Source organism: Paenirhodobacter enshiensis, from assembly GCF_000740785.1.
Classification (GTDB): Bacteria; Pseudomonadota; Alphaproteobacteria; order Rhodobacterales; family Rhodobacteraceae; genus Rhodobacter; species Rhodobacter enshiensis.
Window position 1 is genome coordinate 1 of sequence record NZ_JFZB01000035.1, and the last position, 22,274, is coordinate 22,274.

The 22,274-nt window shown below is 67.9% G+C and carries 24 protein-coding genes; 15 read left to right on the plus strand and 9 right to left on the minus strand.

Features of this window, described 5'->3' with window-relative positions; all coding sequences use genetic code 11:
* Positions 1-23: 23 nt before the first annotated feature.
* Positions 24-731 (minus strand): CDP-diacylglycerol--serine O-phosphatidyltransferase, encoded by a 708-nt coding sequence (gene pssA, locus CG50_RS13240; RefSeq protein WP_245615732.1) that lies wholly within the window; start codon positions 729-731, stop codon positions 24-26.
* 25 nt (positions 732-756) lie between these two features.
* Positions 757-1,455 (minus strand): phosphatidylserine decarboxylase, encoded by a 699-nt coding sequence (locus CG50_RS13245; protein WP_036639310.1) that lies wholly within the window; start codon positions 1,453-1,455, stop codon positions 757-759.
* 153 nt (positions 1,456-1,608) lie between these two features.
* Here CG50_RS13245 and CG50_RS16635 point away from each other — a divergent pair, with 153 nt between their 5' ends.
* Positions 1,609-1,878 (plus strand): (2Fe-2S)-binding protein, encoded by a 270-nt coding sequence (locus tag CG50_RS16635; protein WP_081880442.1) that lies wholly within the window; start codon positions 1,609-1,611, stop codon positions 1,876-1,878.
* Positions 1,853-2,338, plus strand: coding sequence for a bacterioferritin (gene bfr, locus CG50_RS13250; protein ID WP_036639312.1), 486 nt, complete (start codon positions 1,853-1,855; stop codon positions 2,336-2,338). Before CG50_RS16635 ends, bfr begins: the two co-directional genes overlap by 26 nt.
* A gap of 85 nt (positions 2,339-2,423) precedes the next feature.
* Here the strand turns inward: bfr and rpsI are convergent, their stop codons facing one another.
* Complete coding sequence (rpsI, locus tag CG50_RS13255; protein ID WP_036639313.1) at positions 2,424-2,915, minus strand: 30S ribosomal protein S9; 492 nt, start codon at positions 2,913-2,915, stop codon at positions 2,424-2,426.
* A gap of 2 nt (positions 2,916-2,917) precedes the next feature.
* Entirely contained in the window at positions 2,918-3,379 is a 462-nt protein-coding gene (rplM, locus tag CG50_RS13260; RefSeq protein ID WP_036639316.1) for a 50S ribosomal protein L13, read from the minus strand.
* A gap of 277 nt (positions 3,380-3,656) precedes the next feature.
* Here rplM and CG50_RS13265 point away from each other — a divergent pair, with 277 nt between their 5' ends.
* Positions 3,657-4,652 (plus strand): phosphotransferase enzyme family protein, encoded by a 996-nt coding sequence (locus CG50_RS13265; protein ID WP_036639318.1) that lies wholly within the window; start codon positions 3,657-3,659, stop codon positions 4,650-4,652.
* A 7-nt stretch (positions 4,653-4,659) separates the two neighbouring features.
* On the opposite strand, the gene CG50_RS13270 is transcribed toward CG50_RS13265, so the two are convergent.
* Positions 4,660-6,039, minus strand: a complete 1,380-nt coding sequence (locus CG50_RS13270; protein WP_036639320.1) for an aspartate aminotransferase family protein — start codon at positions 6,037-6,039, stop codon at positions 4,660-4,662.
* Between the two features lie 221 nt (positions 6,040-6,260).
* On the opposite strand from CG50_RS13270, the gene CG50_RS13275 reads away from it, so the two are divergent.
* On the plus strand, positions 6,261-7,463 hold the full coding sequence (locus tag CG50_RS13275) for an MFS transporter (protein ID WP_051909998.1): 1,203 nt from the start codon (positions 6,261-6,263) through the stop codon (positions 7,461-7,463).
* A 90-nt stretch (positions 7,464-7,553) separates the two neighbouring features.
* Here CG50_RS13275 and fdhD read toward each other — a convergent pair whose 3' ends face one another.
* Positions 7,554-8,330 carry a formate dehydrogenase accessory sulfurtransferase FdhD gene (gene fdhD / locus CG50_RS13280; RefSeq protein ID WP_036639325.1) on the minus strand — a complete coding sequence of 259 codons (777 nt, stop codon included), beginning with the start codon at positions 8,328-8,330 and terminating at the stop codon, positions 7,554-7,556.
* A gap of 161 nt (positions 8,331-8,491) precedes the next feature.
* Here fdhD and CG50_RS13285 point away from each other — a divergent pair, with 161 nt between their 5' ends.
* The 4 genes from CG50_RS13285 to uvrC all read left to right on the plus strand — a co-directional run bounded on the left by CG50_RS13285 (position 8,492) and on the right by uvrC (position 12,526).
* Positions 8,492-9,316: a S49 family peptidase gene (locus CG50_RS13285; protein ID WP_036639326.1), complete on the plus strand. Its 825-nt coding sequence runs from the start codon at positions 8,492-8,494 to the stop codon at positions 9,314-9,316.
* Between the two features lie 10 nt (positions 9,317-9,326).
* The gene (locus CG50_RS17250) at positions 9,327-9,485 is read left to right on the plus strand and encodes a hypothetical protein (protein ID WP_036639328.1); all 159 of its coding nucleotides are present in this window, start codon (positions 9,327-9,329) and stop codon (positions 9,483-9,485) included.
* Positions 9,486-9,506: 21 nt separating this feature from the next.
* A complete protein-coding gene (locus tag CG50_RS13295) occupies positions 9,507-10,283 on the plus strand; it encodes an SDR family oxidoreductase (protein WP_036639330.1) in 777 nt (258 codons plus the stop codon).
* 374 nt (positions 10,284-10,657) lie between these two features.
* Positions 10,658-12,526 (plus strand): excinuclease ABC subunit UvrC, encoded by a 1,869-nt coding sequence (uvrC, locus tag CG50_RS13300; protein WP_036639396.1) that lies wholly within the window; start codon positions 10,658-10,660, stop codon positions 12,524-12,526.
* Here the strand turns inward: uvrC and CG50_RS16300 are convergent.
* Positions 12,510-13,544 (minus strand): acyltransferase family protein, encoded by a 1,035-nt coding sequence (locus CG50_RS16300; RefSeq protein ID WP_051909999.1) that lies wholly within the window; start codon positions 13,542-13,544, stop codon positions 12,510-12,512. The two genes, uvrC and CG50_RS16300, sit on opposite strands and share 17 nt — an antisense overlap.
* A 143-nt stretch (positions 13,545-13,687) precedes the next feature.
* On the opposite strand from CG50_RS16300, the gene CG50_RS13310 reads away from it, so the two are divergent.
* Genes CG50_RS13310 through CG50_RS13325 form a run of 4 tightly spaced genes read left to right on the plus strand, consistent with a single transcriptional unit; the run spans position 13,688 to position 16,133 of the window.
* A complete protein-coding gene (locus tag CG50_RS13310) occupies positions 13,688-14,770 on the plus strand; it encodes a lysine-2,3-aminomutase-like protein (protein WP_051910000.1) in 1,083 nt (360 codons plus the stop codon).
* 39 nt (positions 14,771-14,809) lie between these two features.
* The gene (pgsA, locus tag CG50_RS13315; RefSeq protein WP_036639332.1) at positions 14,810-15,439 is read left to right on the plus strand and encodes a CDP-diacylglycerol--glycerol-3-phosphate 3-phosphatidyltransferase; all 630 of its coding nucleotides are present in this window, start codon (positions 14,810-14,812) and stop codon (positions 15,437-15,439) included.
* A gap of 10 nt (positions 15,440-15,449) precedes the next feature.
* Positions 15,450-15,695 carry a molybdopterin converting factor subunit 1 gene (gene moaD, locus CG50_RS13320; RefSeq protein ID WP_036639402.1) on the plus strand — a complete coding sequence of 82 codons (246 nt, stop codon included), beginning with the start codon at positions 15,450-15,452 and terminating at the stop codon, positions 15,693-15,695.
* The gene (locus CG50_RS13325; protein ID WP_036639334.1) at positions 15,696-16,133 is read left to right on the plus strand and encodes a molybdenum cofactor biosynthesis protein MoaE; all 438 of its coding nucleotides are present in this window, start codon (positions 15,696-15,698) and stop codon (positions 16,131-16,133) included.
* A gap of 93 nt (positions 16,134-16,226) precedes the next feature.
* Here the strand turns inward: CG50_RS13325 and CG50_RS13330 are convergent, their stop codons facing one another.
* Positions 16,227-17,279 carry an NAD(P)/FAD-dependent oxidoreductase gene (locus CG50_RS13330; protein WP_036639336.1) on the minus strand — a complete coding sequence of 351 codons (1,053 nt, stop codon included), beginning with the start codon at positions 17,277-17,279 and terminating at the stop codon, positions 16,227-16,229.
* A 53-nt stretch (positions 17,280-17,332) separates the two neighbouring features.
* On the opposite strand from CG50_RS13330, the gene mnmD reads away from it, so the two are divergent.
* Together mnmD and CG50_RS13340 are read left to right on the plus strand one after the other, a co-directional pair.
* Positions 17,333-18,013 (plus strand): tRNA (5-methylaminomethyl-2-thiouridine)(34)-methyltransferase MnmD, encoded by a 681-nt coding sequence (gene mnmD / locus CG50_RS13335; RefSeq protein WP_036639338.1) that lies wholly within the window; start codon positions 17,333-17,335, stop codon positions 18,011-18,013.
* Positions 18,010-18,885 carry a DMT family transporter gene (locus CG50_RS13340; RefSeq protein WP_036639340.1) on the plus strand — a complete coding sequence of 292 codons (876 nt, stop codon included), beginning with the start codon at positions 18,010-18,012 and terminating at the stop codon, positions 18,883-18,885. Before mnmD ends, CG50_RS13340 begins: the two co-directional genes overlap by 4 nt.
* A 19-nt stretch (positions 18,886-18,904) precedes the next feature.
* Here the strand turns inward: CG50_RS13340 and CG50_RS13345 are convergent, their stop codons facing one another.
* Positions 18,905-21,106, minus strand: a complete 2,202-nt coding sequence (locus CG50_RS13345; protein WP_152559529.1) for a lytic transglycosylase domain-containing protein — start codon at positions 21,104-21,106, stop codon at positions 18,905-18,907.
* 140 nt (positions 21,107-21,246) lie between these two features.
* Between CG50_RS13345 and dapA the strand changes: the two genes are divergently transcribed.
* Positions 21,247-22,119, plus strand: a complete 873-nt coding sequence (gene dapA, locus CG50_RS13350) for a 4-hydroxy-tetrahydrodipicolinate synthase (protein WP_036639406.1) — start codon at positions 21,247-21,249, stop codon at positions 22,117-22,119.
* The last annotated feature ends 155 nt before the right edge of the window (positions 22,120-22,274 follow it).

A 22,274-nucleotide genomic window follows, 5' to 3' on the forward strand; every position in this document is an offset into this window, starting at 1 on the left:
TCCACAACCCGATTCCCGGAAACTCACCCCAGGATTCGGAATCGCATCCGGATGATTCCCGGAATCAGGGCGACGAAGTAGACAACATCGGCCAGCGCGAGGAACAGCCAGATCCGGGTGAAGATCAGCCCCACCCCGATCGCCGTCCCGATCAGCATCGCCCCCACACCCCAGCGGGGCACACGCATCGCCTTGGGCGAGAAGGTCGGCAGGCGGGAAATCATCAGAACGCCCACCAACGCCAGCCACAGCGCCACCAGCATCGGAGCCGCACGCACGTCGAGCAATCCTGCAAGATGCAGGTAGACCGGCAGGACGGCCAGCATCGCGCCCGCAGGCGCCGGCACGCCGGTGAAATGGGTCTTGCCCGCCCCATCCTCGCCCCGCATCACGTTGAACCGCGCCAGCCTCATGCAGCAGCCCGCCGCATAGACCAGAACGAAGATCCAGCCGAGCGCGTTGCCCTCACCCAGGGCGAACTGATAGACCAGCAGCCCCGGCGCCACGCCGAAGCAGATGAAATCCGACAGGCTGTCCAGCTCGGCGCCGAATTCCGACGTGGCCCGCAGCCGGCGCGCGATCAGCCCGTCCATCCCGTCGATCAGCGCCGAGAGGACCAGCAACATCGCCGCCGTCTCGTAGCTGCCGATCATCGTGTAGCGCATCGAGGTCATGCCAAGACACATCCCCGCCAGCGTCACCAGATTGGGCAACAGCAGCAGAAAAGGCATCGGCCCGCGTTCCGGCTCGTCCATCTCAGCGCACCCCACCCGCGCGCGCGGGCTCGTCCGAGGTCAGATCCGCCAGCACCGTCTCGCCGGCGATCATCGTCTGACCGATCACCACCAGAGGCTGCACGCCCGGCGGCAGATAGATGTCGAGGCGCGATCCGAACCGGATCAGGCCGAAATGCTCGCCCGTCATCAGCTCCTGCCCCGGCTTCACCTCGCACAGGATACGGCGCGCCACGAGGCCGGCGATCTGCACGACGCCATAGCGCTTGCCATCCGCCGTCTCGACCGCGAGGCCGTTGCGCTCGTTATCCGAGGACGCCTTGTCGAGCGAGGCGTTGAAGAACTTGCCCGGCCGATAGGCGACGGTCAGGATCCGGCCCGCCAGCGGCAGACGGTTCACGTGGCAGTTGAACACCGACATGAACACCGAGATCCGCATCATCGGCTGATCGCCGAGACCGAGTTCCACCGGCGGCACGGCGGGTTCGAGCAGCGACACGATGCCATCGGCCGGAGAAACCATCAGCCCCTCGCGCACCGGCGTCACCCGGACCGGATCGCGGAAGAAGTAATAGCACCAGATTGTCAGACCGAGGCCGATCCATCCCAGCACATGCCAGATCAGGAACAGCACGACCGTGATCGCCGCGAAGATGGCGACGAACTTTCGCCCCTCGCGGTGCATCGGCTTGATGAAGGTGGACAGCATCGAAACGGACATATCGGCCCCTGCGGTTGTTTTCCCGATCCCTAGCGCAAACCGGGCCGCAAGAAAACGCCCGAGCCATCGCGAAGCCGCGATCTGCGACCGATTGCCTCCGGGTTGACCTTTCCGACTATTTCAGTCATGTTTCAGGAAACGCGGGAGGCGCCGATGATCGTCTGTCACTGCCAGCACATCACCGACCGCGACATCCATGCCGCGATCGACTGGATGCGCAGCGCAGACCCGCATGCGATCATCACGCCGGGCAAGGTTTACCACGCCCTTGGAAAGCGCGCCGATTGCGGCGGCTGTATGCCACTTTTTCTTTCCACGATGCGATCCAATGCTAATCTGGAAGTTCCGATGGAGCTGCGTGGGCTTCGCCCGCGCATGAGGGAGGAGGAAACATCCCATGAAAGGCGACGCCAAGGTCATTGAATATCTCAACGCCGCGCTGCGGTCCGAGCTGACGGCGATCTCGCAATACTGGTGCCACTTCCGGATGCAGGAAGACTGGGGCCTGATGAAGATGGCGCAGAAGTCGCGCAAGGAATCCATCGAGGAGATGGGCCACGCCGACAAGCTGATCGCGCGGATCCTGTTCCTCGAAGGCCACCCGAACCTGCAACGCCTCGATCCGCTGCGCATCGGCGAAGGCCCGCGCGAGACGCTGGAATGCGACCTCGCGGCCGAGCAGGACGCCCGTGCCCTTTATGCCGAGGCGCGCGAATACTGCGCCAGCGTGCGCGATTACGTCTCGAAAGCGTTGTTCGACGAGCTTCTGGCAGATGAGGAAGGCCACATCGACTTCCTCGAAACCCAGCTCGGGCTGTACGACCGGCTGGGCGCGGCAGGTTACGCGCTGCTGAATGCCGCGCCGATGACCGAAGCCGAGTGACCTCGCGCCCCCACCGGCAACAGGTGACAGCGCAAAAGAAAACGCGGCCCCGAAGGGCCGCGTCCGTAAAGCGATAGTCTGAAGATCAGCGCTTCGAGAACTGGAACGAACGGCGAGCCTTGCGCTTACCGTACTTCTTGCGCTCGACGACGCGCGAGTCGCGGGTCAGGAAGCCAGCGGCCTTCAGAGCGGCGCGCAGCGCCGGCTCGTGCAGCTGCAGAGCCTTCGAGATGCCGTGCTTCACCGCACCGGCCTGGCCCGACAGACCGCCACCGGCAACGGTGGCGTAAACGTCGTACTGGCCTTCGACACCGGCGACCGAGAACGGCTGGTTCACGATCAGCTGCAGAACCGGACGCGCGAAGTAAGCGGTCATGTCCTTGCCGTTGACGGTGATCTTGCCCGAACCGGCCTTGACCCACACGCGGGCCACGGCGTCCTTGCGCTTGCCGGTCGCATAGGCGCGACCCTGGGCGTCACGCACCGGCTCACGCGGGGCGGCATCTTCGACCACAGCGGCCGGGGTGCCAGCGACGGCCGACTTCAGATCGTCGAGGGATTTGAGTTCTTCGGCCATGATTAGCTCCGGGTGTTCTTTTTGTTCAGCGACTTGACGTCGAGAACTTCGGGCTGCTGCGCTTCGTGCGGATGCTCGGTGCCGGCATAGACGCGCAGATTCGACATCTGGGCGCGGCCCAGACGGTTGCGCGAGATCATGCGCTCGACGGCCTTGATCACGACGCGCTCGGGGTGTTCGCCCTCGAGCACCTGACGCGCGGTGCGGAACTTGATCCCGCCCGGGTGGCCGGTGTGCCAGTAGTAGCGCTTGTCTTCACGCTTCGTGCCCGTCATCTGCACCTTGCCGGCGTTGATGATGATCACGTTGTCGCCCATGTCCATGTGCGGCGTGAAGGTGGGTTTGTGCTTGCCACGCAGACGCATGGCAACGATCGAAGCGAGACGGCCCAGAACGACGCCTTCAGCGTCGATCAGGATCCACTTCTTTTCGATCTCCGCAGGTTTCGCGGTATAGGTTTTCATTGTCGATCGCCCTTTGAAGGGTTGTGGAATTCGGATTGCTGGCTTTTCCGCGATCCACCGATGAAAATCAAGTGCACAAACCATGATTTTCATAATACTTTTCAATGTATTGCAAAATAGGTATTAAAATACCCCACATGACAGCCGGTTTTCTCGCCCGCTTTCGTCACATCCCCGCCGCGGCGCGGGCCGAATCCCCCCTCTCGCGTCCTTGCGGTTGCTCCGCCGCGCGAAACGCGCTTTGTCTGGCTCCGCTGTAACCGCCTCACGGGATCCGATGCTCTATGACGACGCTTTCACCGCCCGGCTCCACGCGGGTCTGAGACGCGCCCTGCCGGCCTGGGGGTTCGACCCCGACACCGCGCTGACGCTGCTGACGGTCTCGGAAAACGCCACCTTCGTGGCGACCCAGCCGGACGGGCGGCGCTTCGTGCTGCGCGTCGGGCGCCCGGGCTATCATGACGCGGCCGAGGTCCGCAGCGAACTCGACTGGATCGGCGCCCTGCGTGCCGCGCACACCATCGACACGCCCGCCCCGGTGCCGTGCCGGAACGGCGCCCCGGTCCATTGCTTCGACGACGGCGGAGAGCCCCGCCTCGTCACCTGTTTCGAGCACGTTGCAGGCACCGCGCCCGACGACAGCCGCCCCGCCCCCGACCGCTTTCGCACGCTCGGCGCGCTCGCCGCGCGGATGCATGCGCAGTCGCGCAGCTTCCGCCGCCCGCCCGGCTTTCGTCGCAAAAGCTGGACCTGGGACACGATCATCGGCCCCGCCGCTCGCTGGGGCGACTGGCGCGCCGCCCCGGGGCTGAGCCAGGCCGACCGCGCCCTGCTGGAACGCGCCGCCGGGCAACTGCGCCATGACACCGATGCCTTCGGCACCGCGCCCGACCGCTTCGGACTGATCCACGGCGACATGCGCGCCGCCAATCTGATCGAGGGGCAGGACGGCAGGCTCTGGGTGATCGACTTCGACGATTGCGGTCTGTGCTGGTTCGGCTACGACTTCGCCGCCTCGGTCAGCTTCATCGAGGACGACCCGCGCCTGCCCGAACTGATGCGCGCCTGGATCGAGGGCTATCGCTCTGTCGCGCCGCTGTCCGAGGCCGGGGCCGCCCGGCTGCCGATGTTCGTGATGCTGCGCCGGATGCAGCTGACCGCATGGCTTGCAAGCCATGCGGAAACGCCGACGGCGCGGATGCTCGCCCCGCGATACGGGGCGGGCACGGTGGCTTTGGCGCGCGACTGGCTCAGCGCCCGCGCCGCGCGCTGAGGCCGGTTCAGGCGATTCCCTGCTCGGCCACGGCCTTGACGGTGCGCTCGACCGCGACGCGCATCCGGCGCAGCATCTCGGCGACCTCGGCCTCGGTCGAGATCATCGGCGGGCACAGTGCCAGCGTGTCGCCGATGGCGCGCAGGATCAGGCCTTCCTCATGGGCGAAGCCGTTGGCGATCTGGCCGACCTGACCGGGCTTCGAGAACTTGCGCTTCGTCGCCTTGTCGGCCACCAGGTCGATCGCGCCGATCAGGCCGACGCCACGCGCCTCGCCGACGATCGGGAACTCCAGCATGTCGCGCAGCCCCTTCTGGAACATCGGCTCCAGCTCGGCGGCATGGGCGACGAGCCCGCGTTCCTCGATGATCTTCAGGTTCTCGAGGCCGACCGCCGTCGCGACCGGATGGCCCGAGGCGGTGAAACCATGCGCGAAACCGCCCAGACGGTGGCTGTTGTCGGCGACCGCATTATAAACCGCATCGCTGAACACCACCGCGGCGAGCGGCATGTAGCTCGAGGTCAGCTGCTTCGACACCGACATGATGTCCGGCGTGAAGCCCATGCGCTGGCAGCCGAAGGTGGTGCCGAGACGACCGAACCCGTTGATGACCTCGTCGGCGATCAGCAGGATGTCGTTCTTGCGGCAGATCTCGGCCACGCCCGGCCAGTAGCCTGCGGGCGGCACCAGAACGCCGCCGGCGCCCATCACCGGCTCGCCGATGAAGGCGGCGATGGTGTCGGCACCCTCGCGCGCGATGGTGTCCTCGATCTCCTTCAGCAGGCGCGCGGTGAACTGCGCCTCGGTTTCGCCCTCGGCGCCGAAACGGTAGAAATGCGGCGTCGTCAGATGGATCACCGGCAGGATCGGCAGGTCGAAATCGGTGTGATCCGCCTCGATGCCGGTCAGGCTGCCCGAGGCCATGGTGATGCCGTGATAGGCGTTCTTGCGGGCCAGGAACTTCTTCTTCTGCGGCCGGCCGAGCGCGTTGTTCATATACCAGACCAGCTTGACGACGGTATCGTTCGCCTCGGAGCCGGAGTTGGTGAAGAACACGTGGTTCAGCCCTTCGGGGGCCATCTCGGCGATCTTCTCGGCCAGACGGATCGAGGGCTCGTGCGATTTCGCGCTGAAGGTGTGATAATAGGGCAGCTTCTGCAGCTGCTCGTGCGCGGCCTTCACCAGACGTTCCTCGCCGAAGCCGAGCGCGACCGACCACAGGCCCGACATGCCTTCGAGGTATTCCTTGCCGGTCGAATCCCAGACGCGGACGCCATCGCCCTTCTCGATGATGATCGGCCCCTTTTCCTCGAGCGCGCGGGCATCGGTGAACGGATGGAGCTGGTGCGCCGCGTCGAGAGCGGCAAGCGAATTCGCAAGGGTCATGGTCGTCCTCAGGGTTCAGTTCCGGGCAACCCTGCGCAGCAGCCCGGCATCCGTCAAGACAGGATGCGACAAAATGCGCATTCGGCGCAAGATTCCCGCGCCTCATGCTCGTTTGCCGGGCATTATTCCCCAACCGATCCCCACCCGGACGGGCATTTCGCACTTCAATCGGGCCGATTTGAGCCATAAACCGGGGCACAATCCGTTCGAGAGACTTTCCGATGCACGCCAGCGAATCCGCCGATGAAATGATCGACTTCGACAAGCCGGGGTTCTGGAAGGTCTGCGTGGCGCTGATCCTGTCGGGGTTCTGCGCCTTCTCGGCGCTCTATTGCGTGCAGCCGATCCTGCCGGTTTTCGCGACCGATTTCGGCGTCAGCCCGGCCTCGACGAGCCTTGCGCTGACGGTGACGACAGTGGCTCTGGCGGTGGGGCTGGTGTTCTCGGGACCGATCTCCGACACGCTGGGGCGCAAGCCGGTGATGCTGTTCTCGATGGTGGCGACGGGGCTTTTGATGGTGGCGCTGGCCTTCGCGCCGGACTGGAGCAGCCTGCTGGCGATGCGCGCGCTCATGGGGCTGGTGCTGGGCGGCATCACGGCGATCAACCTGACCTATCTGACCGAGGAAATCGCCTCCCGCAGCCTTGGCCGAGCGGTCGGGCTGGTGCTGGCGGGGAATTCGGTGGGCGGGATGCTCGCGCGGATCGCGGTAGGCGTGGCGGCCGATCACATGGACTGGCGCTGGCCGGTGGCAGCGGTGGGCGTGCTGTCGCTGGTGGCCTCGGGGATGCTGTGGCTGTGGCTGCCGCCCTCGCATCACTTCCGCCCGGCGCGGTTCAGCCTGGATGCGACCTTGCGCAATTACGCGCTGCATCTGCGCACGCCCGGTCTGGCACCGGCGTTTCTGGCGGCCTTCCTGCTGATGGGTTGCTTCGTCGCCTTCTTCAACTACATCGGGTTCCGGCTGCTGTCGGATCCCTTCGACATGAGCCAGATGGTGGTTGGACTGGTGTCCTTGGTGTTCCTGCCTTCGTCCTATGCCGCCGTCGCCGCCGGCCGGCTGAGCGACCGTTTCGGCCCGGCGCCGGTGCATGTGGCGGCGATCGCGCTGATGGTCGCGGGGCTGATGCTGACGCTGGAGGCACAGATCTGGGTGCTGGCGCTCGGCGCGCTGCTGTTCACCTTCGGCTTCTTCGCGGCGCATTCGACGGCGACGGGCTATGTCGGGCGGCGCGCTCAGGTCGCGCGGGCGCAGGCGACCTCGATGTATCAGATCTCGTTCTACATCGGGGCGAGCGTGGCGGGCACCGTGGCCGGGCTGTTCTGGCAAAGCCGGGGTTGGGGCGGGGTGGTGGCGCTGCTGACCGTGCTGCTGGCCATCGCCGCCGTGAACGGGCGCAACCTGCACGACCGGATGGACTGAGGCCCAAGGGCGGATGGGGGCTCTGCCCCCGCCCTTCGGGCTCCCCCGGGATATTTTCGGCGAATCGAAAGGGAGAGGCGGGGTGTTTCGTCAGGCCGTGTAGCGGGCGAGGCCGCCTTCGGCGCGGGCGAAGACGGTGAGGCCGGCAGCCTCGGCCTCGGCCACCGCGAGCGCGGTCGGCGAGGATGGCGCGACGATGGTCCCCGCCCCCGCCATAACCGCCTTCTGCACCAGATCGACCGAGAGCCGCGAGGTCATCGCGAGCGCCCCCGAGGCCGGGTCCACCCCGGCGCGGGCGAGCGCGCCGATGAGCTTGTCGAGCGCGTTGTGCCGCCCGACATCCTCGCGGATCGCGACGATGCGGTCATCCGTGAGCGACCAGAAGCCCGCGGCATGGGTAGCGCGGGTGGCCTCTTTCAGACGCTGCATCGGGCGCAGCGCGTCGAGAGCGCGGGTCGCGGTGGCGAGGCTCAGCCCCTCGCCGCGGGTTTTCGCCGGCAGCGCGCGGTCGAGCGGGCGCAGCGCCTGTTCCAGACTGTCGATGCCGCACAGCCCGCAGCCGACCGGACCCGCCATCGCACGACGCCGTTCGCGAAATCCGACGCCCGCGCTCTGGTTCAGCCATCCGCGCACCTCGATCCCCTTCGGATGCGTCACCGCCTCGATGTCACCGAGTTCCGCGGCGGCGGAGATCACCCCTTCGGTCAGCGCGAAGCCGACGAGGAAATCTTCGAGATCGGCCGGGGTCGCCATCATCACCGCCTGGGTCACGCCGTCGAACACCAGCGCGACCGGGGTTTCCTCGGCCAAGGGCTGCGCGCGCCCGTCGGGCAGGGTGAACAGCGTGGCGCCTTCGGGCAAGGTCATGGCATCCTCCGGAAAACGGGCCTTCGAACAGGGGGCCGACCCTGCCCCCGTTCGGCGGGAAAGTCGAGATCGCCGGATGGTGAAATCGGGACGGGCGGGAAATCCGCCCGCTGTTCCGCGCGACGCTTGCCGCGCGCCCCCGCCTTGCCTAAATCGGAGAGATGGATCTTTGCAGCCTCCTCCCCGCCAAGTTTCGCCGCCGCAGGCCGCGCGTCGCGCTGTTGCGCCTCGACGGCACCATCGGCATGGCCCGCCCCGGCGCCCGCGCCCTGTCGGATGCCGCCCTCGCCCCCCGGATCGAGCGTGCGTTCAAAAATGGCGCCTTCGACGCGGTGGCGCTGGTGATCAATTCGCCCGGCGGCTCGCCGGTGCAATCGTCGCTGATCGCGGCGCGCATCCGTCGTCTGGCGGACGAGAACCATATCCCCGTCCATGCCTTCGTCGAGGATGTGGCGGCCTCGGGCGGATACTGGCTGGCCTGCGCGGCAGATGACATCTGGACCGATGCGACCTCCATCGTCGGCTCGATCGGGGTGATCTCGGCAGGCTTCGGCCTCGACGGTTTCATCGAGCGCCACGGCATCGCCCGGCGCGTCCACACGGCCGGACAGTCGAAAAGTTTCCTCGACCCGTTCCGCCCGGAAAAGCCCGAGGATGTCGCCCGGCTGGAGATCCTGCTCGCCGACATGCATGTCAGTTTCACCGACTGGGTGACGGCGCGGCGCGGTGCGCGGCTGAAGCGCGACGACCTGTTCACCGGCGAATTCTGGACCGGACGGCAGGCGCTCGACACCGGGCTGATCGACGGCATCGCCCATGCCGTGCCGAAGCTGAAGGAGCTCTATGGCGAGAAGGTGAAGATCGTTCCCTTCGTGCAGCGCCGTTCGCTGTTGTCGCGGTTCGGCGCGCAGCTCGGGGCGGAGGCGGCCTCGGGCCTTGCCCAGACGGTCGAGGAACGCGCGCTGTGGTCGCGCTACGGGCTGTGAGGGGCGCGCGATGCTGATCAAGATCATGCTGCTGTTCCTCGGCGCGATGGCGCTGCTGGCAATGGTGGCGAAAGCGCTGCTGCCGAAGGTGCGCAGCGCGCGCGGCCGTTGTCCGGCCTGCGGACGCCCGAAGATCGGCCCCGGCCCCTGCCCCTGCGGCAAGCACTGAGAAACGCAAAAGGAGAGCGGAATGGCGAAGGCACTGGTGACCGGCGCGGCGCGGCGCCTCGGCCGCGAGATGGCGCTCTATCTGGCGCGGCGTGGCCATGACGTGGCGGTGCATTGCAATACCGCCGCCGGGGAGGCCGAGGCCACCGCGGCCGAGATCCGCGCCCTCGGCCGACGCGCCGAGGTGCTGGTGGCGGATCTGCTCGACGAGGATGAGACCCAGGCGCTGATCGGCCGCGCCGCCGAGGCGCTCGGCGGGCCGCTCGACGTGCTGGTGAACAGCGCCTCGATCTTCGAATACGACAATTTCCGCACCGCGACGCGCGAGAGCTGGGACCGGCACATCGGCTCGAACCTGCGCGCGCCCTTCGTGCTGACCCAGGCCTTCGCCCGGCAGGCGCCGAAGGCCGGGACCGTGGACGGCCAGCCGGTGGCGCGGGCGCTGATCGTCAACATGGTCGATCAGCGGGTGCTGAAACCGACGCCCGAATTCACCACCTATTCCATCGCCAAGGCCGGGTTGTGGTGGCTGACGCAGACCGCGGCGCAGGGCCTTGCCCCGGACATCCGCGTCAATGCCATCGGCCCCGGCCCGACGATGCGCGGCGCCCGGCAGAGCGAGGACCACTTCGCCCGCCAGCGCGCCGCGACGATCCTCGAACGCGGCCCCGACCCGGACGAGATCTGCGCCGCGCTCGGTTACTTTCTCGACGCGAAATCCGTCACAGGACAGTTGATTTGCGTTGACGGCGGGCAACATCTGGGCTGGCGCACACCCGATGTCCTCGGCCCCGAGTGAGTCGCCCCCCGCGGGGTTTTGCACGGGCGCGGAAACCGTCACGAAAGCGTCAGGATTCCATACGTTTTTTCAGTCACTTGCTACCACGCAAAAATAAAACCGTGCAAAATCAATGTGCTGCATTTTCGCCTAAAAAACGGGCGCAGGATCGAAGGCAGCGGGATTCAAAGGAAATTCCAGCTTCCCCAATGTTTGCCCACAAAGTTGTCCACAGAAACCGTGGATGCCTTTGCCCTTGAACCGAAGCGCGCAAGATTGCAGCCAGATGGCAGAATCGAGTCTCTCCCATGACGGACCCAAGCTTCCCCGAAGATCCAGCCCCGAAGGCCGAAACCGCCGCCCCGGAACAGGGGGCGAACGGGGCTGAGGAACAGATGGAGGACACGGCGCCTGCGCCGCGGCTGCGTGGCCATGCGCTGATCGCCGATTACGTCAGCCGGCTCGATACTTCGCCCGGCGTCTACCGGATGCTGAACGAGCGGCAGGAAGTCCTTTACGTCGGCAAGGCGCGCAATCTGAAGGCGCGGGTGACGAATTACACCCGGCTCAACGGCCACAGCGCGCGGATTGACCGGATGATCCGCGAGACCACCTCGATGATGTTCCTGACCACGCGCACCGAGACCGAGGCGCTGTTGCTGGAACAGAACCTCATCAAGCAGCTGAAACCGCGCTACAACGTGCTTTTGCGCGACGACAAGTCCTTCCCCTATATCGTCATCGACAAGTCCAGCCTGTTCCCCGAGATCCGCAAGCACCGCGGCGCGCGCAGCGTGAAGGGCGCCTATTTCGGCCCCTTCGCCTCGGCCTCGGCGGTGAACCGCACGCTCAATCACCTCGAACGGGTGTTCCAGCTGCGCAACTGCTCGGACACGATGTTCGCCGGGCGCACCCGGCCGTGCCTGCAATATCAGATCAAGCGCTGCTCGGCGCCCTGCGTGGGCAAGATCTCCGAGGCCGACTATCGCCGCACCGTCGACGATGCGGAACGCTTCCTCGAAGGCAAGACCACCGCGATCCAGAAAGAGCTGGCCGAAGAGATGCAGCAGGCCTCGGACGCGATGGAGTTCGAGCGCGCGGCGGCGCTGCGCGACCGGATCCAGGCGCTGACCACGGTGCAGCAGTCGCAGGGCATCAACCCCCGCGGCGTGTCGGAGGCCGACGTGATCGCGGTGCATATGGACGGCGGTCAGGCCTGCGTTCAGGTGTTCTTCATCCGCGCGCATCAAAGCTGGGGCAACCACGACTTCTACCCGAAGACCGGCTCGGGCGCCGAGGAACCCGAGATCATCGAGGCCTTCCTCGGCCAGTTCTATGACGGCAAGGAGCCGCCCAGACTGATCCTGCTCAGCCACCGGATCGAGGATGCCGATCTGATGGAAGAGGCATTGAGCGCCAAGGCCGGCCACCGCGTCGAGATCGCCGTGCCGCAGCGCGGCGAGAAGGCCGAGCTGGTCGACAACGCGCTGCGCAACGCCCGCGAAAGCCTCGGCCGCCGGATGTCGGAATCGGCCGCCACCGCGAAACTGCTGCAAGGGGTCGCCGCGGCCTTCGACCTGCCCGGCCCGCCGCGCCGGATCGAGGTCTATGACAACGCCCATATCCAGGGCACCAACGCGGTGGGCGGGATGATCTGCGCCGGTCCCGACGGCTTCATGAAAAGCCAGTATCGCAAGTGGAACATCCGCGGCGACGATCTGACGCCCGGCGACGACTTCGGCATGATGAAAGAGGTGCTGACCCGCCGCTTCGCCCGGTTGCAGAAGGAAGACCCGGCCCGGCAGACCGACGCCTGGCCCGACCTGCTGCTGATCGACGGCGGCGCCGGGCAGGTCTCGGCGGTGCATCAGATCATGACCGACATGGGAGTGACCGATATCCCGATGGTCGGCATCGCCAAGGGCATCGACCGCGATCAGGGCAAGGAAGAGTTCCACCGCATCGGCCACCGCCCCTTCGCGCTGCCGCGTCAGGACCCGGTGCTTTACTACATCCAGCGGCTGCGCGACGAGGCGCACCGTTGGGCGAATGGCGCGCATCGGGCGAAGCGGGCGAAGGCGCAGCTGCAAAACCCGCTCGACGAGATTCCGGGCATCGGCGCCACGCGCAAGCGCGCGCTGCTGAGCCATTTCGGCTCGGCCAAGGCGGTGCGCGGTGCCTCGGTCACCGATCTGACCGAGGTTCCGGGGATCTCGCAGGCGACGGCGGAAACGATCTGGAACTACTTCAACGAGAAGGGCTGAGCAGGGCCGCGAAGCCCGCGCGCAACCGCGGCTCCAGCCGGAACGTCACCCAGCCGGTCACGATGAGCGTCAGCACCACCACCGCCGCGCCGACGACCGGATCGGTCCAGGCGCCCGGCCCCTCGACCAGCACCGCGAGCTTCACCGCCAGCATCATCAGCGGCCAGTGCAGGATATAAAGCGGATAGGACATCTGGCCGAGCGCGCGGCACAGATCCGCCGGCGCCGGCAGCCGCATCGCCGCGATGACGCCCAGAGGCAGCACCAGCACGATCCAGAAAAACCGCCACAGGTCGCTGTCGGGCAGGCCCGGAAACAGCATCGCCAGCACGACGACGGGCCAGCCCGCCCGCCCCATGTCGGGCAGCTTCTCGCGCATCCGCCAGATCAGCAGCCCGGTGCCGAAGCCGAACCAGAACCGGAACAGCCCGGCGAACAGCGTCGGATAGGCCACGCCCAGCTCCACCGTGCCGGCGATCTGGCTGGCCGCGACATAGCCCGCAAGCGCGAGCGCCGTCAGCAGGGCCACCCCGCGGGGGCTCAGCCGCACCACGATCATGGCATAGATGACATTGCCCCAGATCTCGAAGAACAGCGACCATGCCGGCGGGTCGAGCGGAAACGGCCCGGCATCGCCGCGAAACAGCGGCTCTGGCAGCATCAACAGATGCCAGAGCAGCCCCGAGGCGAGCGTGACCGGCGTGCTCCAGTCCTCGCCGATCAGCGTCAGCACCGCCAGCACCGCCAGCCCCAGCACGCCGCCCACCATGTAGACCGGATAAAGCCGCAGGAAGCGCCGGCGCAGGAAGTCCACCCGGCTCAGGCTGCCGTCGCGCAGCCGCTCGCCATAGTTCATCGCGATGACCACGCCGCTCATCATGAAGAACAGATCGACCGCGAGATAGCCGTTCGCCACCGGCAGCATGTCGCCCCAGAAATGGCGCAGATGATACAGCAGCACCCCGAAGGCGGCATAGCCGCGCAAACCGTCGAGCAGGGCAAGATGAGGGCGCGTCATGACAATCCCCGGGGCCGAATCGGTCGCGACTATGCCGCGCGGGCGGGGTTTCGGCCAGCCGCGACGCGCCCCGCCCCCGGCAAGGCCTCGCACGCGCCTTGCGCACATTGACTTGGCCGCCCGGCGCGCCGATATGACGGCGCATGACCGATGCACGTCCTGTCCAGCCTGCCCCCCATGCCCTGACGACGCCCGCCGAGCTGCGCTCGGCCGGGCTGGTGGCGGACACCGACCCCGCCACCCTGGCCGAGGTCGCGCGGCATTTCCGCATCCGCATCACCCCGGCGATGCAGGACGCGCTGAGCGCGGCGAAACGTGAGACCGCCCCGAACCCGGTCGCGGCGCAGTTCGTGCCCTCGGCCGCCGAGCTGGTGACCCGCCCCGAAGAGCTTCTCGACCCGATCGGCGACATCTCGCATTCGCCGGTGCCGGGGCTGACGCATCGCTATCCCGACAGGGTGATCGTGCATATCACCAAAACCTGTGACGTCTATTGCCGGTTCTGCTTCCGCCGCGAGACGGTGGGCGAGACCGGCCCCTTGTCCGAGCCCGAGCTTCAGGGCGCCATCGACTACGTGGCCCGCACCCCGGCGATCCGCGAGGTGATCCTGACCGGGGGCGATCCGCTGACGCTCTCGCCGCGGCGGCTGTCGTCGGCGCTGACCCGCTTCGCCGCGATCGCCCATGTCACCACGCTGCGCATCCACACCCGCGTGCCGGTGGTGGCGCCGGGTCGGATCGGGCCCGATCTCGTCGCGCTGCTGAGCGGGCTCGGCATCCCGGTCTGGGTGGTGCTGCACACCAATCACGCGACCGAGCTGACCGCCGAAGCCCGCGCCGCCATCGCGCGGCTGGTCGACGCCGGCGTGCCGATGCTGTCGCAATCGGTGCTGCTGCGCGGCGTGAACGACAGCCACGAGGCGCTCGTCGATCTGTTCCGCGCGCTGCAGGACAACCGGGTGAAGCCCTATTATCTTCATCACTGCGACCTCGCGCGCGGCACCTCGCATTTCCGCACCACCATCGACGAGGGCCGGGCGCTGGTCCGCGGGCTGCGCGGGCCGCTCTCGGGCGCGGCGATCCCGCATTACGTGCTCGACATCCCCGGCGGCTACGGCAAGGTGCCGATCACGGCCGATCACTTCACGCCCGGCGCGCGGCCAGGACTGTGGAAAGTGACCGACTGGCAGGGCATGGTGCATGACTATGCCGACCCCGAGCGCTGACCCCTTCCCCTTCGCCACGGCCACGAGTAGGTTGCCCGCATGAAATGGACCTTGCCGAATACGCTGACCGTGCTTCGCCTCATCGCCGCCCCCGGCGTCGCGGTGATGTTCCTGTATTTCCGCCGTCCCTGGGCCGATTTCGCGGCGCTGGCGCTGTTCATCATCGCCGCGATCACCGACTATTTCGACGGCTACCTCGCCCGGCTGTGGCGGCAGGAGTCGAAATTCGGCGCCATGCTGGACCCGATCGCCGACAAGGCGATGGTGGTCATCGCGATCATGGTGCTGACCGGCTATTCCGGCATGAACCCCTGGCTGATCCTGCCCGCGACGGTGATCCTGTTCCGCGAGGTCTTCGTCTCGGGGCTGCGCGAATATCTCGGCGCCGACCGCAAGCTGCTGAAGGTGACCAGGCTCGCGAAGTGGAAGACCACGGCGCAGATGGTGGCCATCGCGATCCTGTTCCTCGGCACCGGGCTCGATTTCGTCGAGACCGGGCGGGCGCCGCGCGCGGGCGAGGGCGATATCCCGATGGGGCTGAGCCTCGCCGACCTCGCGACTCATGTCGGGCTGGCGCTGATCTGGATCGCCGCGGTGCTGACCGCGATCACCGGCTGGGATTACTTCCGCAAGGCGCTGCCGTTCCTGCGCGATCATGGCCATGACTGATCCGGCCCGGATCGAGGTCGTCTATTTCGCCTGGGTGCGCGAGCGCATCGGGCTGCCGCGCGAAAGCGTGACGACCGCGGCCGCCACTCCCCGCGCCCTGATCGCCGAGCTGAGCGCGCGCGAGCCGCGCTATGGCGCGGCCTTCGCCGACCCTTCGGCGCTGCGCGTGGCGCTCGACCGCAAGCTGTCGGATTTCGACGCGCCGCTTGCGGGTGTGCGCGAGGTGGCGTTCTTCCCGCCGATGACGGGGGGCTAGATGCGCGTCTCGGTCCAGCCCGACCGGTTCGACCCGGCGGCCGAAATGGCGGGTTTCGGCACCGGCCCCACGACCGGCGCCGTGGTGACCTTCACCGGCATCGTGCGCGACGACACCGGGCGGATGCAGGCGCTCGAGATCGAGCATTACCCCGGCATGACCGAGGCGGTGATCGCGGACTATGCCCGCGCCGCGGCGGAGCGGTTCGGGCTGAGCGACGTTCTGGTGATCCACCGTCACGGGCGGCTGGCCATCGGCGAGCCGATCATGATGGTCGCCACCGCCGCCCGCCACCGTCAGGCCGCCTTCGAGGCGGCGGAATATCTGATGGACTGGCTGAAATCGCGCGCACCGTTCTGGAAGAAGGAAGTCGGCGCGGACGGCGAGAGCTGGGTCGCGGCGAAGGACAGCGACGAGGATGCTCTCGGGCGCTGGTGATCGATGAACCGACGGTAAGAGAGGGGCTCTGCCCCTCGGGCCTTGCAGGCCCTCACCCCGGGATATTTTCAGCGAATCGAAAGGGATGCGGGCTCAGGCCGGATCTTTGAGAGCCGCGGCGAAGCGGAAGTCCTCGGGGATGGCATCATGGCCGTCGAGGATCAGGTCCGCCATGACCGCGGCGATCTTCGGGGCGAGGCCGAAGCCGATCTTGAACCCGCCATTCGCGATGAAATGCCCCTCGCGCCCCGGAAAGCGGCCGAGCAGCGGGCCGCGGGTGACGCTCCTCGGCCGGGCCGAGGCCCAGCGGTCGATAACCGGAGCGTTCCCGAGCCAGGGGCAGAGCGCACGGGCGCGGGCGATCAGGTCGTCGAGCTGAGTGTCCGTGCTTGCGGGATCGTCGTAATCGCGTTCTGTCGTGGAGCCGATGGCGGTGGTGCCGTCGGCATGGGGCACGACATGAACGCCGTTGCCGTAGACCTGCGGGGAATCCGGTGCGGCGCAGGCGAGGAGCGCCGATTGCCCCTTCTCGCCATGGCCGATGAAGCGGCCGAAGGCTCGCGACAGGTCTTCGAGGCCCTGCCAGCCGGTGGCGTGCAGGACCGCGCCGTCTTCGGGGCCGTCCGGCACGACGCTTCCGCCCAGCGCGACGATGGCCCCGGCAAGGGCGGCGCAGGCGCGGCGCGGCGCGATCCGGGCGCTGAGGCTGTCGAACAGCACGAGGCCGGTGGGCGAGACCGGGGCATGAGGGAAATCCGATGCCTCACGCAGCTGCCAGACCGCCGCCTCGCCCCAGCAGGCCCGCGCCGCCGCCCCGCGCTTTTCCGCCAGCGCCGCGGCGCGCTCGTCCGCGACGGGTTGCAACCGGCCGAGCCGCGCATAGCCCGGATCCTGACCCGAGACCGCCTGCACCCCGGCCCAGAAGCCTTCCGCCTGCATCAGGCTGTCGAACTGGAAGCGTTTCTTCTCGCTCCACTCGCCCGGCACATGGGGGGCGAGCGCGCCGACCGTGCCGCCCGAGGCACCGGCACCCGGAGCGCGCGGCTCGATCACCTGCACCCGTGCGCCGCGACGGGCCATTTCATAGGCACAGGCGAGGCCGAAGATGCCGCCGCCGCGGATGGTCACCCGATCCCCACTTGCCATGTGACGCACCTTTCGCCTAACTCGCAGCTGACTCTGCCCCCGGACTAACCGCGATGACCTCCCCTGACCAGAGCCTGGCCGCGCTGACATGGCGCGATGACACCACGCCGGTCTCGACGCGGTTCGACGATCCGTATTTCAGCCTCGCGGGCGGGCTGGACGAGGCGCGTCATGTCTTCCTTGCCGGCAACGATCTGCCCGAACGGTTGCACCCCGGCTTCGCGGTGGCGGAACTCGGCTTCGGCACCGGGCTGAACCTGATCGCGCTGTCCCTTCTCGCCGGGCAGCTCGCCCTGCCCGGCCCCGTGAGCTTCACGAGCTTCGAGGCCTATCCGATGTCGGCCGATGAAGCCCGCCGCGCGCTGAGCGCCTTCCCCGAGGCGCTCTCCGCCGCCGAACCGTTGTTGCAGGCGCTGAGCGAAGGCACGACGCGGTTCACCCTCGGGCGCATCGAAGCCGAGATCGTCCGGGGCGATGCGCGCGAGACCCTGCCCCGCTGGTCCGGGGCGGCCGACGCCTGGTTCCTCGACGGCTTCTCGCCCGCGAAGAACCCCGAACTGTGGGAACCCGGCCTGATGGCCGAGCTCGCCCGCCACACCAGACCGGGCGGCAGTTTCGCCACCTACAGCGCCGCCGGCGCCATTCGCCGTGCCCTCGATGCGGCCGGTTTCGACGTCACCCGCACCCCCGGCTTCGCCGGCAAGCGCCACATGAGCCGAGGATCCCTCAAATGACCCCACAGAACCAGAAACTCGGCGTCGCGATCATGGCGCTGACGACGCTGGTCTTCGCCTCGCAGGACGGGTTCTCGCGCCATCTGGCGGGGACCTACAACGTCTTTCTGGTGGTGATGATCCGCTACTGGTTCTTCGCGGCCTTCGTGATCTTGCTGGCGCTGCGCAGACCGGGCGAGATGCAGCGGATGCTGCGCCCGCGTTATCCGGTCCTGCAGATCCTGCGCGGCGTGCTGCTGGTTCTGGAGATCGACATCACCATCCAGTCCTTCGTGTTTCTGGGACTGGTCGACGCGCAGGCGATCTTCATCAGCTATCCGCTGATGATCGCCGCACTGTCCGTGCCGGTGCTGGGAGAACGCTTCGGCTGGCGGCGGTGGGCGGCGATCGGAGTGGGCTTCCTCGGCGTGCTGATCATCCTCAGGCCCGGGTTCGGGGTGTTCTCGCCCTATGCGCTGATGCCGCTCGCGGGGGCGTTCGCCTTTGCCATCTACGGGGTGATGACACGCTATGTCGCGCGCGGCGACGATGCGGCGGTGTCGTTCTTCTGGACCGGCATCGCCGGCGCGGTCACCGCCACGCTGATCGGGATCTGGCACTGGCAGCCGATGACCGGCTCCGACTGGATCTGGATGACGGTGCTGAGCCTTCTGGGCATCCTTGGCCACGGCATGATGATCCGCGCCTATGAGCTGGCCGAGGCCTCGAGCCTGCAGCCCATCGCTTATCTGCAGCTGGTGTTCAGCGCCGCGGTGGGGATGATCGTCTTCGGCGATGTGCTGCATCTGAACGTGGCGGTGGGCGCGGCGCTGACGTCGGGCGCCGGGCTGTTCACCATCTGGCGCGCCCGAATGCAGATGAAGCACGGCTGAACGCCGTGCCGTCCTCCGCTCAGGGCGCCGGAGCCGCAGACGGGCCGGCACCGGGCGGGACGACAGGCGGTGCAGCATCCGCGGGCGCGGGCGCGGACTCCGGGCCGTCGGTTGCCGGACTGTCTGCGGGAGGCGTCGCGGCCTCGGGTTCCGGAGGCGAGACCGGCGGGCTGCCGCGCAGCTCCTCGGTGAAGCGCAGCGGGCCCGGCACGTCGATGCCGAGGCGCGCGCGATAGACCGGCAGACTTTCCGCCACGCGCATGACGTAATTGCGGGTCTCGGCATAAGGGATCATCTCGATCCAGTCGACGATATCGGTTTCAGGCAGGCGCGGATCGCCCATCTGCGCGATCCAGGCACGCGCCCGCGCCGGGCCGGCGTTGTAGCCCACCGCCACCAGAACCGGCGAGGTGCCGAATTCGGCGCGCAACCGCGCCAGATAGGCACTGCCCAGCCGGATGTTGTAAGCCGGGTCCTGGGTCAGCCGTGTCCGGTCGAAGGTCTCGCCGACCTCGGGGGCCATCAGCTGCGCTGTGGTCGGCATCAGCTGCATCAGACCGAGCGCGCCGACCTGGCTGACCGCGGCCGGGTCGAACTCGCTCTCGCGCCGGGCGATCGACAGGGCCAGCTCCTCGGGCACGGCGAGATCGCCGGTCGGCAGATCCGGGAGCGGATAATAGGGCCGCACCAGAACCTCGCCCGAAAGCGCCGCACGCTTCGCCAGCATCAGAGCGAGCTTCGCGTCGCCGCGCTCCTCGGCCATGGCGGCCAGAGCCGGGATCCGGTCGTCGCCCCGCGTCAGCGCGATCTGCATCACGAAGCGGCGCGCCTGATCGCCGGCATCGACGCGGTAAAGCGCATCGGCGGCGCGAAACAGTGACGAGGTGACGAAAGGCGCCCCGTGCCAGTCGGGCAGCGACGGCGGCCAGAGGAATTCCGGATCGAGCGGCAGCCCCGCCTTCTCGGCGCACAGCAGCCCGTAAAACGCCGTCTGCCAGGCGGCACCGCGCCGCCAGGCGGCCTTCGCCTCGACCGGCAGACCGAGGTCGGCAAGCGCCCGCCCCTGCCAGTAGGCCGCGCGCGCCGCGCTGATCGGGCTTTTGACATTGGCGACCAGCCGCTCGAAATGCGCGAGCGCCGTCGGCCCGTCGCCAAGCTTCAGCGCCGCATACCCCGCCAGCCATTCGAGATCGGCCCAATCCTCGCCGCCCGGCTCCATCCGGTGGCGCGCGGCGAGTTTGTAAGCCGTCGCGGCATCGCCCTTGCGCAGGGAAAAGCGGGCGAGCTGACCGCGCAATCCCGCCCAGGCCGACGGATCGCCAAGGCTTTCGGCGTCGTCCGAGGCCTGCAGCACCAGATCGGCTGCGCCGTCCTCCTGCCCCATGCGCCAGCGCCACAGCGCCCGGTCCCGCATCAGCCCCGGATCGGCCTGCAACCCGGCCGGCACCGCGAGCACCAGCGCATCGACGCCCGGCGCCCGACGGGCGAGCGCGATCCGCGCCGCAGCCAGCGTGCGCAGATCGGTATCGACGAGGCCGAGCATCCGCCCCGCCTGATCGAGATCGCCACGGTCGAGCAGAATGCGCAGCCGCGCTGCATGATCGGCGGCGACGCGCGCGCCGTAAGCGGCCAGAAACGTATCCTGCTGACTGACCGAAAAACTCATCGTGCGCCAGATCTCGCGGGCGGTGCGGTCGGCCTCGGCGCCCTGCCCGGTCGCGTCAAGCGCGGCGATCAGCGCGACCGCGCCGCCCGGCGACATCGGCCGGGTGCGGGCGAACCAGGCGATCACCTCGGCCGGAGGAACGCTGGCCAGCTTGTCCTCGGCACGCCGGCGGACCAGCTCGACGCCGGGCCAGTCGGGATGACGCGACACGAAATCGCGGTCGTCAGCGAAACTGCCCTGGCCGGCGCGCAGCCGCATCCAGTCGATCACATCGGCCCCGATATCGCCCGCGGCCTCGCCCTCGGCCTGCGCGAACACCCAGTCGCCGCGCGCGGCGAGCGTGAGCGCGCGGCGCAACGCCAGATCGGCGACGCGCTGCGCCTCGGCCGGATCGGGGACCGCGGCGTCGGGACCGACCCCGACCGGGATCGGGGCGTGAACTTCGGGCACGGGTGCGGCCTCTGTCCCCGCCGCACCCGCCTGCTGCGCGCCCGCGGGCACGGCATATCCTAAGGTTACGGCCACGAGGGCCGCGGGAACGATCAAACGGGTCATCTGCACTGCTCGGTGTTTCGGCCTTGTTGCAGTAAGGCCCGTCCGGGCGCAATTCACAAGTTGTGAAGGTGCAGGGCCTCGCCTATGGTCCCGCGCATCATCAACCGGGCGAATCCGCCCGCAAACTTCAGGAGCGTGTCATGTTCAAAGGGTCGTTTCCCGCCCTCGTCACGCCGTTCAAGAACGGCGAGCTGGATCTGGACACGCTGAAAAAACTGATCGACTGGCATGTCGAGCAGGGCTCGGACGGGGTGGTGCCGGTGGGCACCACGGGCGAGAGCCCGACGCTGAGCCACGAAGAGCACAACCGCGTCATCGAAGAGGTCGTGAAGGCCTCCGCCGGGCGGCTGAAGGTGATCGCGGGCGCGGGCTCGAACTCGACCGCCGAGGGTATCGACCTGATCCGTCACGCCGAGGCCGCGGGCGCGGATGCGGCGCTGGTCGTCACGCCCTATTACAACAAGCCGACCCAGCGCGGCATGATCGCGCATTTCACCGCGGTGCATGACGCCTCGACCCTGCCGATCGTGATCTACAACATCCCCGGCCGTTCGGTCGTCGACATGATCCCCGAGACGATGGGCGAGCTGGCGAAGCTGCCGCGCATCGTCGGGGTGAAAGACGCGACCGGCGATCTGAGCCGCGTGGCCAAGCAGCGCATGACCTGCGGTGCGGATTTCATCCAGCTCTCGGGCGAGGATGCGACGGCCGTCGGCTTCAACGCGATGGGCGGCGTGGGCTGCATCTCGGTCACCGCGAACGTGGCACCGAAGCTGTGCGCGGAAATGCAGGCGGCGACGCTGGCCGGCGATTACGCGAAGGCCGTCGAATATCAGGACAAGCTGATGCCGCTGCATATCGCGATCTTCCTCGAACCCGGCGTGTCGGGGGCGAAATACGCGATGTCGAAGCTCGGCCTGTGCTCGGCCGAGGTGCGGCTGCCGCTGACCGAGCTGAGCGAGACCACCAAGGCGAAGATCGACGAGGCCATGCGCCACGCCGGGCTGATCTGAGCCTGACGGCGATCTTGCGGAACGTTTGACGGGGGGCCTGCGGGCTCCCCGTTCTTTTTTGCAGTGTTGCCCTGGCGGAGAGCGCGCGGGGGGCTCTGCCCCCGCCTTCGCTGCGCGAAGCCTCCCCCGGGATATTTGGGGAAAGCCGAAAGAGA

What these genes read in the sequence shown, in the direction of transcription:
- pssA (WP_245615732.1), bottom strand. Translation starts at nt 731, where the DNA reads ATGCCTTTTCTGCTGCTGTTGCCCAATCTGGTGACGCTGGCGGGGATG.
- CG50_RS13245 (WP_036639310.1), bottom strand. Translation starts at nt 1,455, where the DNA reads ATGTCCGTTTCGATGCTGTCCACCTTCATCAAGCCGATGCACCGCGAG.
- CG50_RS16635 (WP_081880442.1), top strand. Translation starts at nt 1,609, where the DNA reads ATGATCGTCTGTCACTGCCAGCACATCACCGACCGCGACATCCATGCC.
- bfr (WP_036639312.1), top strand. Translation starts at nt 1,853, where the DNA reads ATGAAAGGCGACGCCAAGGTCATTGAATATCTCAACGCCGCGCTGCGG.
- rpsI (WP_036639313.1), bottom strand. Translation starts at nt 2,915, where the DNA reads ATGGCCGAAGAACTCAAATCCCTCGACGATCTGAAGTCGGCCGTCGCT.
- rplM (WP_036639316.1), bottom strand. Translation starts at nt 3,379, where the DNA reads ATGAAAACCTATACCGCGAAACCTGCGGAGATCGAAAAGAAGTGGATC.
- CG50_RS13265 (WP_036639318.1), top strand. Translation starts at nt 3,657, where the DNA reads ATGCTCTATGACGACGCTTTCACCGCCCGGCTCCACGCGGGTCTGAGA.
- CG50_RS13270 (WP_036639320.1), bottom strand. Translation starts at nt 6,039, where the DNA reads ATGACCCTTGCGAATTCGCTTGCCGCTCTCGACGCGGCGCACCAGCTC.
- CG50_RS13275 (WP_051909998.1), top strand. Translation starts at nt 6,261, where the DNA reads ATGCACGCCAGCGAATCCGCCGATGAAATGATCGACTTCGACAAGCCG.
- fdhD (WP_036639325.1), bottom strand. Translation starts at nt 8,330, where the DNA reads ATGACCTTGCCCGAAGGCGCCACGCTGTTCACCCTGCCCGACGGGCGC.
- CG50_RS13285 (WP_036639326.1), top strand. Translation starts at nt 8,492, where the DNA reads ATGGATCTTTGCAGCCTCCTCCCCGCCAAGTTTCGCCGCCGCAGGCCG.
- CG50_RS17250 (WP_036639328.1), top strand. Translation starts at nt 9,327, where the DNA reads ATGCTGATCAAGATCATGCTGCTGTTCCTCGGCGCGATGGCGCTGCTG.
- CG50_RS13295 (WP_036639330.1), top strand. Translation starts at nt 9,507, where the DNA reads ATGGCGAAGGCACTGGTGACCGGCGCGGCGCGGCGCCTCGGCCGCGAG.
- uvrC (WP_036639396.1), top strand. Translation starts at nt 10,658, where the DNA reads ATGGAGGACACGGCGCCTGCGCCGCGGCTGCGTGGCCATGCGCTGATC.
- CG50_RS16300 (WP_051909999.1), bottom strand. Translation starts at nt 13,544, where the DNA reads ATGACGCGCCCTCATCTTGCCCTGCTCGACGGTTTGCGCGGCTATGCC.
- CG50_RS13310 (WP_051910000.1), top strand. Translation starts at nt 13,688, where the DNA reads ATGACCGATGCACGTCCTGTCCAGCCTGCCCCCCATGCCCTGACGACG.
- pgsA (WP_036639332.1), top strand. Translation starts at nt 14,810, where the DNA reads ATGAAATGGACCTTGCCGAATACGCTGACCGTGCTTCGCCTCATCGCC.
- CG50_RS13325 (WP_036639334.1), top strand. Translation starts at nt 15,696, where the DNA reads ATGCGCGTCTCGGTCCAGCCCGACCGGTTCGACCCGGCGGCCGAAATG.
- CG50_RS13330 (WP_036639336.1), bottom strand. Translation starts at nt 17,279, where the DNA reads ATGGCAAGTGGGGATCGGGTGACCATCCGCGGCGGCGGCATCTTCGGC.
- mnmD (WP_036639338.1), top strand. Translation starts at nt 17,333, where the DNA reads ATGACCTCCCCTGACCAGAGCCTGGCCGCGCTGACATGGCGCGATGAC.
- CG50_RS13340 (WP_036639340.1), top strand. Translation starts at nt 18,010, where the DNA reads ATGACCCCACAGAACCAGAAACTCGGCGTCGCGATCATGGCGCTGACG.
- CG50_RS13345 (WP_152559529.1), bottom strand. Translation starts at nt 21,106, where the DNA reads ATGACCCGTTTGATCGTTCCCGCGGCCCTCGTGGCCGTAACCTTAGGA.
- dapA (WP_036639406.1), top strand. Translation starts at nt 21,247, where the DNA reads ATGTTCAAAGGGTCGTTTCCCGCCCTCGTCACGCCGTTCAAGAACGGC.